The organism is Lichenibacterium dinghuense, from assembly GCF_021730615.1.
Taxonomy (GTDB): domain Bacteria; phylum Pseudomonadota; class Alphaproteobacteria; order Rhizobiales; family Beijerinckiaceae; genus Lichenihabitans; species Lichenihabitans dinghuensis.
The window spans coordinates 4,181,824-4,198,182 of sequence record NZ_JAJLMN010000001.1 but is presented as its reverse complement, the minus strand read 5'-3'; the positions used below and the strand labels follow the sequence as shown (position 1 = coordinate 4,198,182).

At 73.1% G+C, this 16,359-nt stretch carries 16 protein-coding genes; 7 read left to right on the top strand and 9 right to left on the bottom strand.

The window, feature by feature from the left end; all coding sequences use genetic code 11:
* Positions 1–3: 3 nt before the first annotated feature.
* From L7N97_RS19925 to L7N97_RS19910, 4 genes are all read right to left on the bottom strand, one after another.
* Positions 4–855, bottom strand: coding sequence for a CDP-alcohol phosphatidyltransferase family protein (locus L7N97_RS19925; RefSeq protein ID WP_237480022.1), 852 nt, complete (start codon positions 853–855; stop codon positions 4–6).
* Positions 852–2,147, bottom strand: a complete 1,296-nt coding sequence (locus L7N97_RS30350) for an adenylate/guanylate cyclase domain-containing protein (protein WP_237480021.1) — start codon at positions 2,145–2,147, stop codon at positions 852–854. Before L7N97_RS30350 ends, L7N97_RS19925 begins: the two co-directional genes overlap by 4 nt.
* Positions 2,148–2,161: 14 nt before the next feature.
* On the bottom strand, positions 2,162–2,860 hold the full coding sequence (locus tag L7N97_RS19915) for a phosphatidylserine decarboxylase (protein WP_237480020.1): 699 nt from the start codon (positions 2,858–2,860) through the stop codon (positions 2,162–2,164).
* A 66-nt stretch (positions 2,861–2,926) separates the two neighbouring features.
* Positions 2,927–4,840, bottom strand: coding sequence for an ABCB family ABC transporter ATP-binding protein/permease (locus L7N97_RS19910; protein ID WP_237480019.1), 1,914 nt, complete (start codon positions 4,838–4,840; stop codon positions 2,927–2,929).
* A gap of 130 nt (positions 4,841–4,970) precedes the next feature.
* Between L7N97_RS19910 and L7N97_RS19905 the strand changes: the two genes are divergently transcribed.
* Positions 4,971–5,588, top strand: coding sequence for an LOG family protein (locus tag L7N97_RS19905; protein ID WP_237480018.1), 618 nt, complete (start codon positions 4,971–4,973; stop codon positions 5,586–5,588).
* 55 nt (positions 5,589–5,643) lie between these two features.
* Here L7N97_RS19905 and L7N97_RS19900 read toward each other — a convergent pair whose 3' ends face one another.
* From L7N97_RS19900 to L7N97_RS19890, 3 genes are read right to left on the bottom strand one after another with little or no spacing between them, the layout of a single operon-like run.
* Entirely contained in the window at positions 5,644–5,979 is a 336-nt protein-coding gene (locus L7N97_RS19900) for a DUF1491 family protein (RefSeq protein ID WP_237480017.1), read from the bottom strand.
* A 10-nt stretch (positions 5,980–5,989) separates the two neighbouring features.
* Positions 5,990–6,934: a hypothetical protein gene (locus L7N97_RS19895; protein WP_237480016.1), complete on the bottom strand. Its 945-nt coding sequence runs from the start codon at positions 6,932–6,934 to the stop codon at positions 5,990–5,992.
* Positions 6,927–8,759, bottom strand: coding sequence for a sensor histidine kinase (locus tag L7N97_RS19890; RefSeq protein WP_237480015.1), 1,833 nt, complete (start codon positions 8,757–8,759; stop codon positions 6,927–6,929). Before L7N97_RS19890 ends, L7N97_RS19895 begins: the two co-directional genes overlap by 8 nt.
* A gap of 283 nt (positions 8,760–9,042) precedes the next feature.
* Between L7N97_RS19890 and L7N97_RS19885 the strand changes: the two genes are divergently transcribed.
* Entirely contained in the window at positions 9,043–9,327 is a 285-nt protein-coding gene (locus L7N97_RS19885) for a hypothetical protein (protein ID WP_237480014.1), read from the top strand.
* An 88-nt stretch (positions 9,328–9,415) separates the two neighbouring features.
* Entirely contained in the window at positions 9,416–9,874 is a 459-nt protein-coding gene (locus tag L7N97_RS19880; protein WP_237480013.1) for a SufE family protein, read from the top strand.
* Between the two features lie 12 nt (positions 9,875–9,886).
* Here L7N97_RS19880 and L7N97_RS19875 read toward each other — a convergent pair whose 3' ends face one another.
* Complete coding sequence (locus L7N97_RS19875) at positions 9,887–10,300, bottom strand: Ros/MucR family transcriptional regulator (protein ID WP_237480012.1); 414 nt, start codon at positions 10,298–10,300, stop codon at positions 9,887–9,889.
* Positions 10,301–10,502: 202 nt separating this feature from the next.
* Here L7N97_RS19875 and L7N97_RS19870 point away from each other — a divergent pair, with 202 nt between their 5' ends.
* The 4 genes from L7N97_RS19870 (at position 10,503) to L7N97_RS19855 (ending at position 15,765) form a co-directional block, all read left to right on the top strand.
* Complete coding sequence (locus L7N97_RS19870; RefSeq protein WP_237480011.1) at positions 10,503–12,644, top strand: S9 family peptidase; 2,142 nt, start codon at positions 10,503–10,505, stop codon at positions 12,642–12,644.
* The gene (locus L7N97_RS19865; protein WP_237480010.1) at positions 12,641–12,835 is read left to right on the top strand and encodes a hypothetical protein; all 195 of its coding nucleotides are present in this window, start codon (positions 12,641–12,643) and stop codon (positions 12,833–12,835) included. Before L7N97_RS19870 ends, L7N97_RS19865 begins: the two co-directional genes overlap by 4 nt.
* Before the next feature lie 111 nt (positions 12,836–12,946).
* Positions 12,947–14,095 (top strand): alpha/beta hydrolase, encoded by a 1,149-nt coding sequence (locus L7N97_RS19860; protein ID WP_237480009.1) that lies wholly within the window; start codon positions 12,947–12,949, stop codon positions 14,093–14,095.
* A gap of 122 nt (positions 14,096–14,217) precedes the next feature.
* On the top strand, positions 14,218–15,765 hold the full coding sequence (locus L7N97_RS19855) for a flavin monoamine oxidase family protein (RefSeq protein ID WP_237480008.1): 1,548 nt from the start codon (positions 14,218–14,220) through the stop codon (positions 15,763–15,765).
* Positions 15,766–15,773: 8 nt separating this feature from the next.
* On the opposite strand, the gene L7N97_RS19850 is transcribed toward L7N97_RS19855, so the two are convergent.
* Positions 15,774–16,142, bottom strand: a complete 369-nt coding sequence (locus tag L7N97_RS19850; protein ID WP_237480007.1) for a DUF2267 domain-containing protein — start codon at positions 16,140–16,142, stop codon at positions 15,774–15,776.
* Positions 16,143–16,359 lie beyond the last annotated feature (217 nt).

Genomic DNA, 16,359 nt, shown 5'->3' with positions numbered 1-16,359 from the left:
CGGTCAGGCGGCCGGCGTCTGCGCCCGCCCGGCGTCGCGCCGGACGTAGCGCCGGTAGGAGCGCACGCTGAACGGGATCAGGGCGAGGAACAGGATCACGACGCCGGCCAGCACCTCCATGGGGAAGGTCGCGAGCAGCAGCACGAAGACCGCGACCCCGAACAGCACGGGGATGACCTGCTCGCGCGGCACGCGGATGGACTTGCCGGAGAAGTGCGGGATGGTGCTGGCCATCAGGGCGGCGATGCCGAGCAGGTAGGCGATCTCCAGCGCCACCGCCCAGCGCTCGAAGACCCAGCCCAGCGCCGACAGGTGCAGGTAGAGCGGCAGCAGCGCCGTGATGGCGCCGGCCGGCGCCGGCATGCCGGTGAAGAAGTTCGACGCCCAGGCGGGCTTGTCCGGGTCGTCGAGCCGGGCGTTGAAGCGCGCGAGCCGGAGCGCCATGGCGATGGCGAACACCATGGCGGCGAACCAGCCGAAGCTCTTGAACTCGTGCATGTTCCAGAAATACAGCGTCAGCGCCGGCGCGACCCCGAAGTCGACGAAGTCGGCCAGCGAATCGAGCTCGGCGCCGAAGCGCGTGGTGCCTTTCAGGGCCCGCGCCAGCCGGCCGTCGACCCCGTCGAACACCGCCGCCGCGACGATGAAGAACACCGCGCGCTCGAAATGGCCCTCGGTGGCGTAGCGGATCGCCGTCAGCCCGAGGCAGAGCGACAGCAGCGTGATGAGGTTCGGCAGCACGATGCGCAGCGGCACCACGTTGCGGAAGCGCCGCCGGCGCGGGCCCGAGCGTAGCAGCGCCGGCGGCACCGGGTCGAGCGCGTCATCGTGGTCGAGGTCGAGGTCGTCGCTCATGCCGCGTCGGTCCGCTCCGGCCGGAACACGTCGACGGGCTGCTTGAAGCCCCGCACCGCGAAGGCGCCGACGTAGGCGGCCGGGCCGTGCAGCCGCCCCGCGAAGTCGCGCGACATCAGCACCGGCTGGCCGAGCGGGCGGTTGAGGTTGGCGATGCGGCTCGTGAGCCCGACGTCGCGGCCGATCACCGTGAAGTCGAGCCTGAGGCCCGAGCCCACGTTGCCGTAGGCCGCCTCGCCGTAGTGCAGCGCGACGCCGGCCTCGATCGGCGGCTCGGCGGGGTGGAGCCGGTTGCGGGCCCGCAGGGCGTCGAGCGCCGCCTGCCCGGCCGCCAGCGCGCGGTCGGCGGCGTCGCCGTCCTCGCCGTCGCGGAAGATCGCCAGCAGCCCGTCACCCATGTATTTCAGCACCTCGCCGCGCCGGTCCTCGATGGGCGGCACGAGGCAGTCGAACAGCGTGTTGAACACTTCGACGGCCTCGACGGCCTCGAGATCGGCCGTGTGGCCGATCGAGTCGCGCATGTCGGCGAACAGGATCGCGGAGCGGATGGTCGACACCTGCCCGCGCTTGGTGACGCCGCGCAGGATGGCGCGGTGCGGCTCGTCGCCCACGTAGGTGCGCAGCAGCTTGTCGAGCGACAGCCAGGTCGAGCGCAGGTCGATCAGCATGGCGATGGCGGGCAGCAGGCGCGCCAGGGCGGCCAGTTCGGGGGTCGTGAAGCCGTCCGCCCGCTTGGTCGCGAAGGTCACCCAGCCGTGGCCGCCGTTCATCAGGGGGATCGGGATGCACAGGTAGTGCGTGTAGCCGTCCGCCCTGAGCTCGACCACGATGCCGAAGCGCGACACGTCGGTCTCGGCGAGGCGCAGCTCCACGGTCCGCCCCGTCCAGGCCGCCTCGTAGAAGGGGGAGTTCCGGTAGGCCGAATCGGTGTCGCCCACGCGCACGTAGGTGCGGGTCGTCACGCCCTGCCCGCGCACCCACAGGCGCGACACGGAATCGTGCTCGGCGTCGAGCACCTCGGTCGAGGAGCCGTAGCGGTCGAGCGGCAGGCCGAGCGCGAGCAGCTTGCCGCAGAGCGTGGCGATGCGCTCGCTCGGCATGTCCTTGGCGCGGGCCTGGCGGATCAGCCAGTCGGCGACGAGGGACACGCCGTAGGCGAGGTCCCAGCCCATCAGGCGGTCCAGGCGCTCGGGCGGCAGGTCGACGATGGCGGCGGCGTCGAGGTCGGCGGCGTCGAGAGCCGCGTCGAGAGCCGCGTCGGCCGGCGCGGGGGCGTCGGCCGCGTGGGGCACGGTCGGTCCCAATCTCAACCGGCCTTGAAGGAGCGCGGCGCCTCGACGGCCCGGACGTCGGCCAGCACGGTCTCGCCCGCCACCGCGGTGGCGCCGATGCCGACCATCACGCGGACGTTCTCGGGCAGGTAGACGTCGACGCGCGACCCGAAGCGGATCAGGCCGAAGCGGTCGCCGACGCCGATCGTCTCGCCCTCGCGCACGAAGCTCACGATGCGCCGCGCGACGAGGCCGGCGATCTGCACCACGCCCACGCGGCCGAGCCCCGTCTCCAGCAGCATGGAGGAGCGCTCGTTGTCCTCGGACGCCTTGTCGAGGTCGGCGTTGACGAAGAGGCCGGGCTTGTACGCCACCTTGAGGATGCGGCCCGACAGGGGCGCGCGGTTCACGTGGCAGTCGAACACGCTCATGAACACGGACACGCGCTGCATCGGCCGGTCGCCGAGGCCGAGCTCGGGCGGCGGGACGAAGAAGCCGACCGACGACACGGTGCCGTCCGCCGGCGACACGACGAGGCCCTCGCGCATCGGCGTCACCCGCTTCGGGTCGCGGAAGAAGTAGACGCACCAGGCCGTGACGATGAAGCCGAGCCAGCCGAGCGGGCTCCAGATCCAGTCGAGCACCAGGGCGGCGACGAGGAAGCCGCCGATGAAGACGTAGCCCTCGGGGTGGATCGGCACCGCCTGCCGTTTCAGGCTGGCGATCACCGACATGGACAGGCCCCCAGAGCGTCAGCAGTCACGATCATCCCCTTCAACCCCGATGCCCGGGCACGCCCGTCACGCCTCGACCGCTTCGCGGCCCCGCCCCTCGTCGCCCGCCGCGGCGCCGCCGGCCTCCGAGCCGCGCAGCATGTCCGCGACGGCCTCCGCCTCGCGCTGCTGGTTCCACATCGCGGAATAGATGCCGCGGCGCGCCAGCAGGCCGTCGTGGGTGCCGCGCTCGACGATGACGCCCTTGTCGAGCACCAGGATCTCGTCGGCGTCGACCACCGTGGACAGGCGGTGCGCGATCACCACCGTGGTGCGGCCTCGCGACACGCGGTCCAAAGCGCCTTGTATCTCGCGTTCGGTGAAGGTGTCGAGGGCCGAGGTGGCCTCGTCGAGGACCAGGATCGCGGGCGCCTTCAGGATGGTGCGGGCGATGGCGACGCGCTGCTTCTCGCCGCCCGACAGCTTGAGGCCGCGCTCGCCGACCTGGGCCCGGTAGCCCTCGGGCACGGAGGCCACGAAGCCGTCGATCTGGGCGAGGCGCGCGGCCTCGGCGACCTCGGCCTCGTCGGCGCCCCAGCGGCCGTAGCGGATGTTGTAGCCCAGCGTGTCGTTGAACAGCACCGTGTCCTGCGGCACCATGCCGATGGCGTCGCGCAGCGACGCCTGGGTGACGGCGGCGATGTCCTGGCCGTCCACCGTGATGCGGCCGCGGTGGGGCTCGTAGAAGCGGAACATCAGGCGCGACAGCGTCGACTTGCCGGCGCCCGAGGGGCCCACCACCGCCACGGTCTTGCCCGGCGGCACCTCGAAGGACACGCCGCGCAGGATGTCGCGCCGCTCGTCGTAGCGGAACCACACGTCCTCGAAGCGCAGGCGGCCCTCGGACACGATCAGCGCTTCCGCGTCCGGCCGGTCCTGGACCTCGGGCGCCTGGCCGAGGATCGCGGACATCATGTCGATGTCGATGATGGCCTGCTTCACCTCGCGGTACACGAGGCCCATGAAGTTGAGCGGCTGGTAGAGCTGGATCATCATGGCATTGATGAGCACGAAGTCGCCCACCGTGTTGCGGCCGGAGCGGATGCCGGCGATGCTCATGCCCATGACGACGGCGAGCCCGGCCGAGAAGATGATCGCCTGGCCGGCGTTGAGCACCGCCAGCGACACGTAGGTCTTCACGCTCATCCGCTCGTAGCGGCGCATCGACAGGTCGTAGCGGGCCGCCTCGCGCGCCTCCGCGCCGAAATACTTCACCGTCTCGAAGTTGAGCAGGCTGTCGATGGCCTTGGTGTTGGCGTCCTGGTCGCTCTCGTTCATCACCTGGCGGATGGCGATGCGCCAGTTGGTCGCCACCGCCGTGAAGCCCGTGTAGGCGGCGATCATCACCAGCACGGCGAGCGCGTAGAGCCAGTCGAACTGGAACAGGAACACCGCCATCACGAGCACGAACTCGATGACCGTCGGCACGCCGGTCAGCATGGTCATGCGGACGATGGTCTCGATCGCGCCGCGCCCGCGCTCCAGGATCCGGGTCAGGCCGCCGGTCTTGCGCTCCAGGTGGAAGCGCAGCGACAGCTCGTGCAGGTGGACGAAGACGTCGTTGGCCATGCGGCGCACGGCGTGCATGGCCACGGAGGCGAAGAGCCCGTCCCGCACCTGCGTCAGCACGCTCATCAGCATGCGCAGGAGCCCGTAGACCATCGTCAGCGCCACCGGTCCGGCGAGCACGGCCGGCAGGTGCCGCACCCCGGCGTCCTCGCGGCCCACCAGCGCGTCGGTGGCGAACTTGAACGAATAGGGGATCGCCACGGTGACGAGCTTGCCCAGCACCATCAGCACCAGGGCGAGGTAGATGCGGCGGCGCAGGTCGGCGCGGTCGGAGGGCCAGATGTAGGGCCACAGGTGGCGCAGGGTCGCGGCGAGCGAGGTCCGGGCGTGGGGCTTCACGGCTTCGAGGGCGGCATCGTCGGTATCGGGCATGGAGTCGCGGTTCAAACCTCGTCGGTCACAGGTGCCATATAGGGCGGCGGCCGGCCCGGCGCAGGACGTGCACGGCGCCGAAAGCGCGGCCGGTTGACCCGCCGCGCAACCGAGGTGCTAGAATCGAACCATGAGCGAACTCCGATCCATCTGCGTGTATTGCGGCTCCAGCGCGGGCACCGACCCCGCCATGCGAGAGGCCGCCGAGGCGCTCGGCCGCGCCATGGGCGAGGCCGGGATCGGGCTCGTCTACGGCGGCGGCGACCACGGGCTGATGGGCGCGGTGGCGCGCGCCGTGCTGGCCGCGGGCGGCTCCGTCACCGGCATCATCCCGGACTTCCTGCGCGGCAAGGAGCGCATGATCGACGGCGACGGCGGCGCGCCCCGGCTGGAGATGATCGTCGTCGAGGACATGCACACCCGCAAGCGCATGATGTTCGAGCAGGCGGACGCCTTCGTGGCGCTGCCGGGCGGCATCGGCACGCTGGAGGAGCTGGTCGAGCAGATGACCTGGGTGCAGCTCGACCGCCACGCCAAGCCCGTCGTGATCGCCGACATCGGCGGCTTCTGGGCGCCCCTGCTCGCGCTCATCGACCACATGCGCGAGCAGGGCTTCATCCGCGCCTCGGCCGACGTCCGCTACCGCGTGGCCGGCACCGTCGGGGAGATCATCCCGACCATCCGCGCCGCGATGGGGCGCCAGGCTCGCGCCGGCGACGCCAGGACGGAACTCGAGCTGCCGCTGTGACGACGGGCGCTGGAAGTCCGATCCTTCCGGCTCCCTCCTCCTGAGCCGGCCGCCCCTACACGAAGGCGCGGCCCTGCCGGTCCTCGACCTCGACGATCCACAGGTCGGGGTCGAAGCCCGTCTCGCGCTTCAGCCGCTCCTCGGCCGCGCCCGCGTCGAGCACGGGGTCGCGGTGCACGGGCACGAAGGCGCGCGTGCCGTCCTCGACCGCCTCGCTCTGCGGCGCCGGCCCGAGCAGCACGGCCGTGCCGTCGAGCCGGTCGACCTTGATCATCACGGCGCCCGACTCGGGGGAGCCGCGGCGGCGCAGCACGGCGACGACCCCCTGCACCTCGAGACGGCGGATGTAGGCCGACACCCAGAAGTCGGTCCTGATGCGGGGCTGGCTCACGGCGTCCGGGTCACTCGGTCTCGGCGGCCGGCTTGGCGGCCGGGGCCGCCGCGGCGAGGCGGTGGTGCGGGTGGGCCGGCGCGGCCTCGGCCGCCTTGCCCGCGTGGGCGGCCTCGGTGCGGGCGGCCGGCTTGGGCTCCGTCTTGGCCTGCGCATGGGCGGCCGGCTTGGCGTCTGCCTTGGCCTCGGCCTTGACCTCGGACCTGGGGGCCGGCACGGCCTTGCCCTCGGCCTTGGGCCGATGGTTCGCGCCCGCGATCAGCTTGCCGAGCGGGTCGGCCTTGGCGTCCAGCTTCGGCGCGGCCTTCGGCTCCGCCTTGGCGAGCTCCGGCGCGTGATGGCCCGGCCGGGGGTGGGCCGGAGCCGCGCCGGCCTGCGCCTTGGCGCCGTCCTCATGACGGACCCTGGCGGCGTGGTGGACCGGGGCGGCCGGCTTCGGCGCCGCCGGAGCGGCGGCGGGCGGGGCCGGGTCGGCCGCGGCGGGGGCCGGCGGGATCGTGCCGGTGTTCTCGACCGGCGCCGGCACCGCGGGGGCCGGCACGGCCGCGGCGGTGCGCTGCGCAGCCGCGTCGGACGCGCCGTCCACCGAGCGGCCGAGGCCGAACAGGGGGGACGGGTGGTGGCCGCGCTGGAACACCATGGCGTTCGCCACGATGCCGACCAGCGCCACCCCGAAGGCGCCGATCGTCAGGGCCTTGAGGGGCCTGATGCGGGGAAGGCGCCCGCGCAGCCGGGCCGCGAAGCCCGGCTCGCCGCGTCCCCGCGCCGCCGCGGACAGGCGGCCGCCGCCGAGCCGCTGCGCCGCCACGGCGGCGCTGCTGGCCGCGCGGCGCGGCGGGGTGCGCGACAGCGGGCCGTCGCCGACCATGTCGTCGAGGGCGGGCGCCCCCGTGGACCGGGACCGGCCGGCGCCGCGCGCCGCGGAGCGATGGGTGTCGATGGCCGCTTCACGCAATTTTGTGCATCCTGCCGCCGCTCGGCACGCCGACGTGCCGCACCCCGGAGGAATACCGGGGAATGGTTTCGATTTTGGTCACGCCGTTCGGCGCGGAGGCGACGCGCCGGCAGTCCTGGGGCAGGCGCACGGACACGCGGGTGCCCTGCCCCGGCGCACTCTCGATCGCGATGGTGCCGCCGTGCAGGCCCACGAGGCCGCGCACCACCGACAGGCCGAGGCCCGTGCCGTCGCTCGGCCGGTCGTAGGAGGCCCGCGCCTGGAAGAAGGGGTCGCCGAGGCGCGGCAGGTCGCGGGCCGCGATGCCGACGCCGGTGTCCGACACGGTGATGAGCACGGAATTGCCGTCCGGCCGGGCCGCGATGGCGACGCAGCCGCCGGCGGGGGTGAACTTCAGCGCGTTGGACAGGAGGTTCAGGACGATCTGCTTGCAGGCCCGCTTGTCGCCCACGAGCTCGGCCGCGGCCGGTGCGACGTCGCGCGCGAGGCGCACGCCGGTCTGGTCGGCCTTCAGCCCCACCATGTCGCAGCACAGGCCCACGAGGTCGCGCAGGTCGAAGGGCTCGGGCTGGATGTCGAAGGAGCCGGACTCGATCTTGGACGCGTCGAGGATGCCGTTCACCACCGCGAGCAGGTGCTGCCCCGACGAGTGGATGATGCCGGCATAGTCGCGCCGCTTCTCCGGGTCGACCGGCACCAGCGCGGGGTTCGACAGCATCTCGGAGAAGCCGATGATGGCGTTGAGCGGCGTGCGCAGCTCGTGGCTGACGGTGGCGAGGAACATGTCGCGGCCCGCGTGGGTGCGGTCGGCGCTGGCCTGCGCCAGGGCGATCCGGCCGTCCTGTTCGACCCGCGCTGACACGTCCCGCATCAGCCCCACGGCGGCGACGGGGCGCCCCTCCCCGGCCGCCTCGCCCGGATGTGGGCGGCGCAGGACGAGGTCGACCGAGGCGAAGACGGGCTCGTCGAAGGGCCCGCGCTCGCTCGCCACCGTGCGGCCGGTGCGCAGGCGCAGGGTCGCGGTCCCGCCGCGGCCGTCGGCCGCGTCGGCGACGAGCCTGAGGAACACGGGCCGGTCGGCCACGTGGAGGCGCTCGAACAGCCCGCGGCCGGCCAGCTCGGACGGCGGCAGCGCGAAGAGCCGCTGCGTCGCGCAGCCGACGCGGGCCACCGCCCCGGCGCGGTCGAGATGCAGCACGACATCGTCGACCGCGTCGGCCAGCGCGCGGTAGCGCGCGCGGTCCGCACGGGCCGCCGCGCCGCGGAGCCGCGCCGTGCGCCCCGACAGGGCCGCGAGCAGGCCCGCATAGGCGAGGGCCGCCGCGAGCGCCGCGGCGGCGAGCGGGGTGAGCGTCGGCGCGACGGGCACGCCGAAGCGCGCGCGGAGCGCAGCCAGCAGCGCCACCGCCAGGGCCGCCAGCACGGCCGGCACCGCGGCGCCCGCCGTGACGGCCGTCGCGGCCTCGACCGGGATCATCAGGAGCAGCGCCAGGCCGAGGCTCGACCCCGTGCCGAGCGCGACCGTCGCGGCCAGCCCGACCCAGGATGCGAGGCTCAGCGCCTCGCCGACGCGGAGGTCGCCGGTGCGCGACAGCGCGAGCGCGGCCGCGAAGGGGAGTGACAGCCAGGCCAGGGCTCCCGCCTCCCAGCCGGCCGGCGTCGCGCCGCAGGCGAGGGCGAGCGGCGCGCAGGCCAGGGCGACGAGCGACAGGCCCACACGGGTCGCCAGGAACGCGCGGTGGGCCGCGGCGTCGACCGGGTCGGACTGGACGCTGTCGTGGACGAAGGTCGCCACGGCCTCGTCGATGGTGGCCAAAAGCTTCACGCGACACTCCGCACCGGACGCAACCGGATCCCGTCCTGGCCGGTGTCAAACTGTCAGGCCGGTCTTAAATGAACGCTAAGTGCGGGCCGTTTCCCCGACGAAGCCGCGGGGGCGGGGCGTTTCAGCAGTCTCGGCGGCGCGCAGCCCGGTTCAAATGCCGTCCCCGCACGCCGATGCTGCCCTCCGAGCAAGACTTCGCTCACGATGAGGGCGTCTGGACCGCGACGGCGCGGCGGAAACCGCCTAGCCTCGCCCTGAACACGAGGATTCGAGGCTGACCGGCATGATGCTCTTCCTGGCGCGGTCCGCCCTGTGCATCGGCTTGGTGGCGGCGGCGAGCGCGGGCGTCGGGGTCGGCCGGATCACCACAGCCGTCGAGCGCGGCACGCGCGCCACGGTCGAGGACGCCGGCCGCGCCTGCCTCGCCTCCGCGGGCTGCCTTCGCGCCGGCCTCACGGCGCTGGAAGGCGCGGACCCGTCGCTCCGGACGCCCGGTCCGCACCGGGCCGAGCCGCACAAGCGGAAGATCGGCGGGCTCGCCCGCGCGGAGCCCGACCCGCACCGCTGAGGCGGCGGCCGTCCCGCGCGGGCGGGGCGGCACTGGCGCGGGGCCGCCCGGCGCGCGATATGGACGGGAGCACAGGACCCCGCCCACCATGCAGACCGTCGATGACATCATCGCCAACTTCGAGATCCTGGACGAGCTCGACGACCGCTACCGCTACCTGATCGAGCTCGGCCGCGAACTCGCCCCCCTGCCGGCCGAGGCGCACGACGAGGCCAACCGCGTCCGCGGCTGCGCGAGCCAGGTGTGGCTCGAAACCACCGTCGACGCCGGGTCCGGGCCGGAGCCGGTCCTGCGGTTCCGCGGCGACAGCGACGCCCACATCGTCAAGGGGCTGATCTACCTGGCGCTGGCGCTCTACGGCGGCCGCCCGGCCTCCGAGATCGCCGCCACGGACGCGACCCCGCTGTTCGCCAAGCTCGGGCTCGGCGGCCACATGACGCGCCAGCGCTCGAACGGCTTCGCCGCCATGGTGGAGCGCATCCGCGCCGACGCGCGCCGCGCGCTGTCGGGAGAGGGCGCCGCCGACGCCCGCGCGGCCCTGCACTGAGGGCCGGCCGGGTCAGCGGCGGCGGCGCTGCTGGCCCAGGCCCATCTCCTTGGCGAGCTGCGACCGCGCCTTGGCGTAGTTGGGCGCCACCATGGGGTAGTCGATGCCGAGGCCCCACTTCTCGCGGTATTCCTCCGGCGACATGCCGTACTGCGTCCTCAAGTGACGCTTCAGCGACTTGAACTTCTTCCCGTCCTCCAGGCAGATGATGTAGTCGCTCGTCACAGACTTGCGCGCCGAGACGGCGGGCTTCGGCGGTTCGGGCGGCTGGTCCCGTTCGCCGGCCGTCATCTTCACCAGCGACGAATGCACGTCGACGATCAGGCCGGGCAGCTCGCCGGCGGGCACTGAATTGTTGCTGATATAGGCGGCGACGATTTCAACCGCCAATTCCAGAAATTCGACTAAGTTTCCCGCCTGGGCCATCCGTCGTCCTCGTCTGAAAAAAACTATCAAATGTGTCTGAGCGCACGATGAGCACACGAATCGAGGCTCGATAGTGTTCAAACAATATGACTATTGCTGGACGCGAAAGGCCTGACAAGCGACACGTCCGTTGTGGTGCGGCGGGGGCAGGATCGTGGCGGGAACCCTTGCCCCCCGTCGGGCCCGGCGCGATATGGGCGGCATGCCCGATACCCCCGCCTTCGCCCTCGCTCCCCCGTCGCCGATCCCCGCCCGGCCCGTCACGCGCAGCGTCCACGACGCGTCCCTGACCGACGATTTCGGCTGGATCCGCGCGGACAACTGGCGCGAGGTTCTGCAGGACCCGGCGGCGCTGCCGGCCGAGGTCCGCGCGCTGCTCGACCGCGAGAACGCCCACACGGCCGCCGTGCTGGCGCCGACGGAGGCGCTGCAGGAACGGCTCGCCGCGGAGATGCAGGGCCGCATGGATGAGGAGGAGGCCGAGGTCCCGGTGCCGGACGGCCCCTTCAGCTATTATTCCCGCTACCGCGAGGGCGGGCAGCACGAGCTGGTGTGCCGCGTGCCGCGCGACGGCGGCCCGGAACAGGTCATGCTCGACGGCGACGCCCTGGCCGAGGGCCTGGAATTCTTCGAGTTCGGCGACGCCGCGCCGTCGGACGACCACGCCCTTCTGGCCTGGGGCTACGACGACAAGGGGTCGGAGCTCCACACGATCAAGGTCCGCGATCTCGCGACCGGCGAGGATCGGACCGACGCCGTGCCGGACAGCGAGGGCTCCGCGGTGTGGACCGCCGACGGCACGGCCTTCTTCTACGTCAGGCTCGATGAGGACCACCGCGCGAGTTCGGTGTGGCTGCACCGGCTCGGCACCGAGGCCGCCGACGACCGGCTGATCTACGACGAGGAGGACCCGGCCTGGTTCGTCGAGGTGTCGCGGACGCGCTCGGGCCGCTTCGCGGTCATCTCCATCCACGGCCACGACGCGTCGGAGGCGCGGGTGGTCGAGCGCACCGAGCCCTTCGTCACGCCGCGTCTGATCGCGCCCCGGACGCCGGGCCTGCACTACGAGGTCGACCACCGCGGGGACGACTTCGTGATCCTCACCAACGCCGACGGCGCCGTGGACTTCAAGATCGTGACCGCGCCGGTCGACGACCCCGGACGCGGGAACTGGCGCGACCTCGTCTCCCACGAGCCGGGGCGGCTCATCGTCGGCCACGCCGCCTTCGCGCGCCACCTCGTGCGGCTGGAGCGGCGCGACGCCCTGCCCCACATCGTCGTGCGCGGCTTCGAGGACGGTGACGAGCGCGCGATCTCGTTCCCCGAGGAGGCCTATTCGCTCGGCCTCGGCGAGGTGGCCGAGCAGGACACGGCGGTGATGCGCTTCACCTACTCGTCCATGACGACGCCGACCGAGACCTGGGACTACGACATGGACTCGGGCGAGCGCACCCTGCGCAAGCGCCAGGAGGTGCCGTCCGGCCACGATCCCGCCGACTACGTGACGCGCCGCATCCTGGCGCGGGCGGAGGACGGCGCCGAGGTGCCCGTGACCGTCCTCCACCACCGCGACACGCCGGTCGACGGCTCGGCGCCGCTGCTGCTCTACGGCTACGGCGCCTACGGCTATTCCATCCCGGCCAGCTTCGGCACGAAGCGCCTGTCGCTGGTCGACCGCGGCTTCGTCTACGCCATCGCCCACATCCGCGGGGGCACCGACAAGGGCTGGGCGTGGTACACGGACGGCAAGCTCGCCAACAAGGTCCACAGCTTCACGGACTTCATCGCGGCCGGGCGGGCGCTGGCGGCGGCCGGCTACACGGCGGAAGGCCGCATCGTGGCGCAGGGCGGCAGCGCCGGCGGCCTGCTGATGGGCGCGGTGGCCAACATGGCTCCGGCGCTCTTCGCCGGCATCGTCGCCGACGTGCCCTTCGTCGACGTGCTCAACACCATCCTCGACGACAGCCTGCCGCTGACGCCCCCCGAGTGGCTGGAATGGGGGGACCCGATCCGCGACGCGGCCGCCTTCGACCTGATCCGCTCCTACTCGCCCTACGACAACGTCGTCGAGCAGCGCTACCCGCCGATCCTCGCGCTCGGCGGCCTGACCGACCCGCGGGTGACCTATTGGGAGCCGGCCAAGTGGGTCGCCAAGCTCCGGCAGACGGCGGCGCAGCCCTCGCTCGTGCTGCTCAAGACCAACATGGGCGCGGGCCACGGCGGCGCGTCCGGCCGCTTCGACCAGCTCGACGAGGTGGCGCTGCAATACGCCTTCGCGCTCGGCTGCGTCGGGCGGGAAGCGGCGGAGCCGTTCGGGGAAGACGAGGACGACGAGGGAGCGTGACCGCCAACGACAACCGCCCGCCGCGCCGGCCCGGCGAGCCGAACGCCCGCGGCACGGCCGCGGCCCTCGCCGCCGTGGTGGTGATCGGCCTCGCCCTGTTCTGGGCCGTGTCGGCCATCCGGAGCCACAACGCCGTGCAGAACTGCATCGACTCCGGCCGGCACGACTGCGTCGACCTCGGGGCCGAGTGACGCCGGCGCCACGCCGTCCCGCTCCCGCCACGGTGTCCACAGAGGATGGCCTCCGGCCGCGGCGCGACGCGCTATGATGGCCCGACCGATCGGGGGACGAGCGTGCGTGCTGTGGTGAGATCCGGCTTCGAGGGAGCCCTGCGGGCGGGCGCGCTGCTGATCGCGGCCGCGTCGCTGTCGGGCTGCGTGTCCGCGGTGGCGAGCGTCGGGCTCGGCTCCGACGGAGCCCCGCAGGCCCGCAACGTCCAGATCTTCGTCGACTCGACGCGCCCCCTCAAGGCGGACGGCGTCGCCGACGGCTCGGCCCACTACTCGCTCGCCACCGTCAGCGTTCCGCCGAACCACGAGGCCGGCGGGCTCGAGATGGCGAGCTTCGGCTCGCCCGACCGCGCCAGCGACTTCGCCGTGGTGGGCCGCCGCGGGCTCGACGCGGACAGCTTCCGCAACGCCGTCGCGACCCACCTGTCGGGACGCGTCGGCTCCAACCGCGACGTGCTGGTCTTCGTGCACGGATTCAACACGGGCTTCGACGAGGCGCGCTTCCGCCTGGCGCAGATCGTGACCGACGGCGGCTTCAACGGCGTGCCGGTGCTGTTCACCTGGCCGTCGAAGGGGAGCCTCTTCGGCTACGGTTCGGACCGCGAAGCCGCGACCGCCTCGCGCGACGCCATGGAGCACCTCCTGCTCGACCTCGCCGCCCTGCCCGACGTCGGCCGCGTCCACGTGCTCGCCCATTCGATGGGGGCGTGGCTCGCCATGGAGGCGCTGCGCGAAGTCGCCATCGCGGGCCATCCCGACCTCGACGGCCATCTCGGCGACATCATCCTGGCGGCGCCGGACATCGACCAGGGCGTGTTCCGCCAGCAGGTCGAGCGGCTCGGCCCGAACGCCCACGTCTCGGTCTTCGCCGCCACCAACGACCGCGCGCTCGGCCTGTCGGGCTTCCTGGCGGAGCGGCCGCGCCTCGGCGCCATCGACGCGTCGAGCCCCGAGGGGCGCGCCGCGCTGGAGGGCCTCGGCGTGCACGTCATCGACCTCACGCGCGACAGCGTCGGCTTCATCGGCCATGCCACCTACGCCAGCGTGCCGGAGGTGATCCGCGGCATCGGGGCCGAGATCGGCGCCTCGCGCGCCGCCGACCGGAACCGGCAGGCGGTGCTGGGCGGCGAGCCCGACGCGCCGACCTTCGAGCCCGCGCCGGCGCCCGTCGTCGCCACCCCGCTCCCCGTCCCGCAGGCGCCCGCCATCGCGGTGCCGTGACGCCGGCGCCACACCGCCGGCCTGCGCGCGCGGCAGGTCCTTTTCCACCCTGAATGGGCTTGCGGCCCCGTCGGCTTGAGCTGAAAACGGTCCTGTTATCGGATCCGCCGTCGGAGTCGACCTTGCCGCGCTCGCCCTCCCTGTCTTTTCTGCGTCTCGCCGCCGCCGGGGCGGCGCGGCTCCACGGTGCATCCGGCGCGGGCCCGGACCGGCGCGCGGTGCTGAGGGGCGGCGCGGCGCTCGGCGTCGCGGCCGCGATGGGCCTGCGCCCCGCCGCCGGGCAGGCCGCCACGGCGAGCGTCGCGGTGGTGGGCGCCGGCCTCGCCGGGCTCACGGCCGCCTACCGCCTCAAGCAGGCCGGGTTCGCCCCCGTCGTGTTCGAGGGCAACACGCGGCTCGGCGGCCGGTGCTACACGGGCCGGAACCTGTTCCGCGCGGGCCAGATCATCGAGCACGGCGGCGAGTTCATCGACACGGACCATTACGCGATCCGCGAACTCGCGCGCGAGCTCGGCCTGTCGCTCTACGACGTGCTGGCGGCGCAGCCCGCGGGCGCCATCCCGGTCTACAGCTTCAACGGCGAGCGCTACACGCTGGCCGACGCGACGCGCGACTTCGCCCCGCTCTACCGCGACCTCAAGGGCCAGACCGCGGCCATCGGCGGCGGCGTCAACTACAAGTACTCGACCGCGGCGGCGAAGCGCTTCGACGCCATGACGGGCCGCCAGTGGATCGCGACCTACGTGCCGGGCGGCCGGTCGTCCAAGCTCGGGCAGCTCATCGACAACGCCTATTCCGAGGAGGACGCGCTCGACACGAGCCGGCAGAGCGCGCTCAACATCATCACCTCGCTCGCGGGCAACAAGCCGGACGACTTCGAGCTCTATTACACGGGCTCGGACCAGCGCTACCGCGTCGCCGGCGGCAACGACCAGATCCCGACGCTGCTGGGCGGGCTGCTCGGCACCGCGGTCCAGACCGGCGCCCGCCTGACCGCGATCGGCCTTCAGGCCGACGGCCGCGTCCGCCTCACGCTCGCGCGGGACGGCGCCGTGAGCGACGCTGTGTTCGACCGCGTGGTGCTGGCCCTGCCCTTCTCGGTGATGCGCGCCGCCGTTGACTTCTCCCGCGCCGGCTTCAGCGACCTCAAGGCGCAATCGATCCGCGGCCTCGCCATGGGGTCGAGCGTGAAGTTCCAGCTGCAGTTCGAGCATCGGCTGTGGAACGACCTCGGCTGCAACGGGGAGATCCGCCGCGTCGACCGCGCCTTCCAGACCACGTGGGACGCGAGCCGCGGGCAGGCGGGCCGTCAGGGCATCCTGAACTTCTGGTCCGGCGGCTCGCAGGCCGCCTTCGCCGCGTCGGTGGGCGACCGGCAGGCGCTGGCCCGCGTGTGCCTCGGCGGCGCGCAGGAGATCCTGCCGGGCCTGGGTCGGCTGTGGAACGGGCTCTCCACCCTCGACGCGTGGAGCCTCAACCCGTGGTCGCTCGGCTCCTACTCGTCGCTGCCGACCGGCTACTGGACGACGCTGCTCGGCGTCGAGGGCCTGCCGGAGGGCAACGTCTTCTTCGCCGGCGAGCACACCTGGCCCTCGGCCGGCTACCTCAACTCCGCCGTGGCGTCGGGCAACCGGGCCGCCAAGCAGGTCCAGGCCTCGCTGGCGAGCTGAGCCGCCCGTCACATCACGTGGGCGAGCTCCGGGATGGCCTTGACGACGTCGTCCACGGGGCCGTCGCCGACATGCTTGCGGAGCCCGTCGAACATGGCGCGGCCGAGCGAGGACATCGCGCCCATGCCGACGCCCTCGGCCATGAGCCGGTCCGCGAGGCCCATCAGCCCCGGCGTCGCGCTGCCGCCGCCCTCGGCCTCGTCCTCCGCGGCCGCGGAGGCGGCCGCCCGCGCGCCCGGCAGCGGGTCGATCACGGCGGCGCTGACGGCCGGCGGCACGCTCTTCTGCACGAAGTCGAGCACGATGCCGATCGCCTTGCGGGACGTCGCGGGTTCCAGCCCCGTCTCGGTGCTGACGTGGTCGACGAGGTCCTGCATGCTCGGTCCTTCCGGATGTGTGGCGGGCCAACGCCCCGCCGCGGTGGGAGTTCGCACCCCGCGACGGCGTGAGGCTCCCACGACGATGAGCGCTGTGGAATTCGAGGTCGTCCGGGAGGGCCGGGGGTCGAGATCCGTCGCACTTATTTCCCTGGGGACCCTGACAGCGCCCGCGGCGGCGCCCTATAGATCGGGGGCCCTCCCCGGAGCCCGGTCC

Excerpts from the sequence above, each read along its gene's own strand:
- L7N97_RS19925 (WP_237480022.1), bottom strand. The coding sequence starts at position 855 with ATGAGCGACGACCTCGACCTCGACCACGATGACGCGCTCGACCCGGTG.
- L7N97_RS19915 (WP_237480020.1), bottom strand. The coding sequence starts at position 2,860 with ATGTCGGTGATCGCCAGCCTGAAACGGCAGGCGGTGCCGATCCACCCC.
- L7N97_RS19910 (WP_237480019.1), bottom strand. The coding sequence starts at position 4,840 with ATGCCCGATACCGACGATGCCGCCCTCGAAGCCGTGAAGCCCCACGCC.
- L7N97_RS19905 (WP_237480018.1), top strand. The coding sequence starts at position 4,971 with ATGAGCGAACTCCGATCCATCTGCGTGTATTGCGGCTCCAGCGCGGGC.
- L7N97_RS19885 (WP_237480014.1), top strand. The coding sequence starts at position 9,043 with ATGATGCTCTTCCTGGCGCGGTCCGCCCTGTGCATCGGCTTGGTGGCG.
- L7N97_RS19880 (WP_237480013.1), top strand. The coding sequence starts at position 9,416 with ATGCAGACCGTCGATGACATCATCGCCAACTTCGAGATCCTGGACGAG.
- L7N97_RS19875 (WP_237480012.1), bottom strand. The coding sequence starts at position 10,300 with ATGGCCCAGGCGGGAAACTTAGTCGAATTTCTGGAATTGGCGGTTGAA.
- L7N97_RS19870 (WP_237480011.1), top strand. The coding sequence starts at position 10,503 with ATGCCCGATACCCCCGCCTTCGCCCTCGCTCCCCCGTCGCCGATCCCC.
- L7N97_RS19850 (WP_237480007.1), bottom strand. The coding sequence starts at position 16,142 with ATGCAGGACCTCGTCGACCACGTCAGCACCGAGACGGGGCTGGAACCC.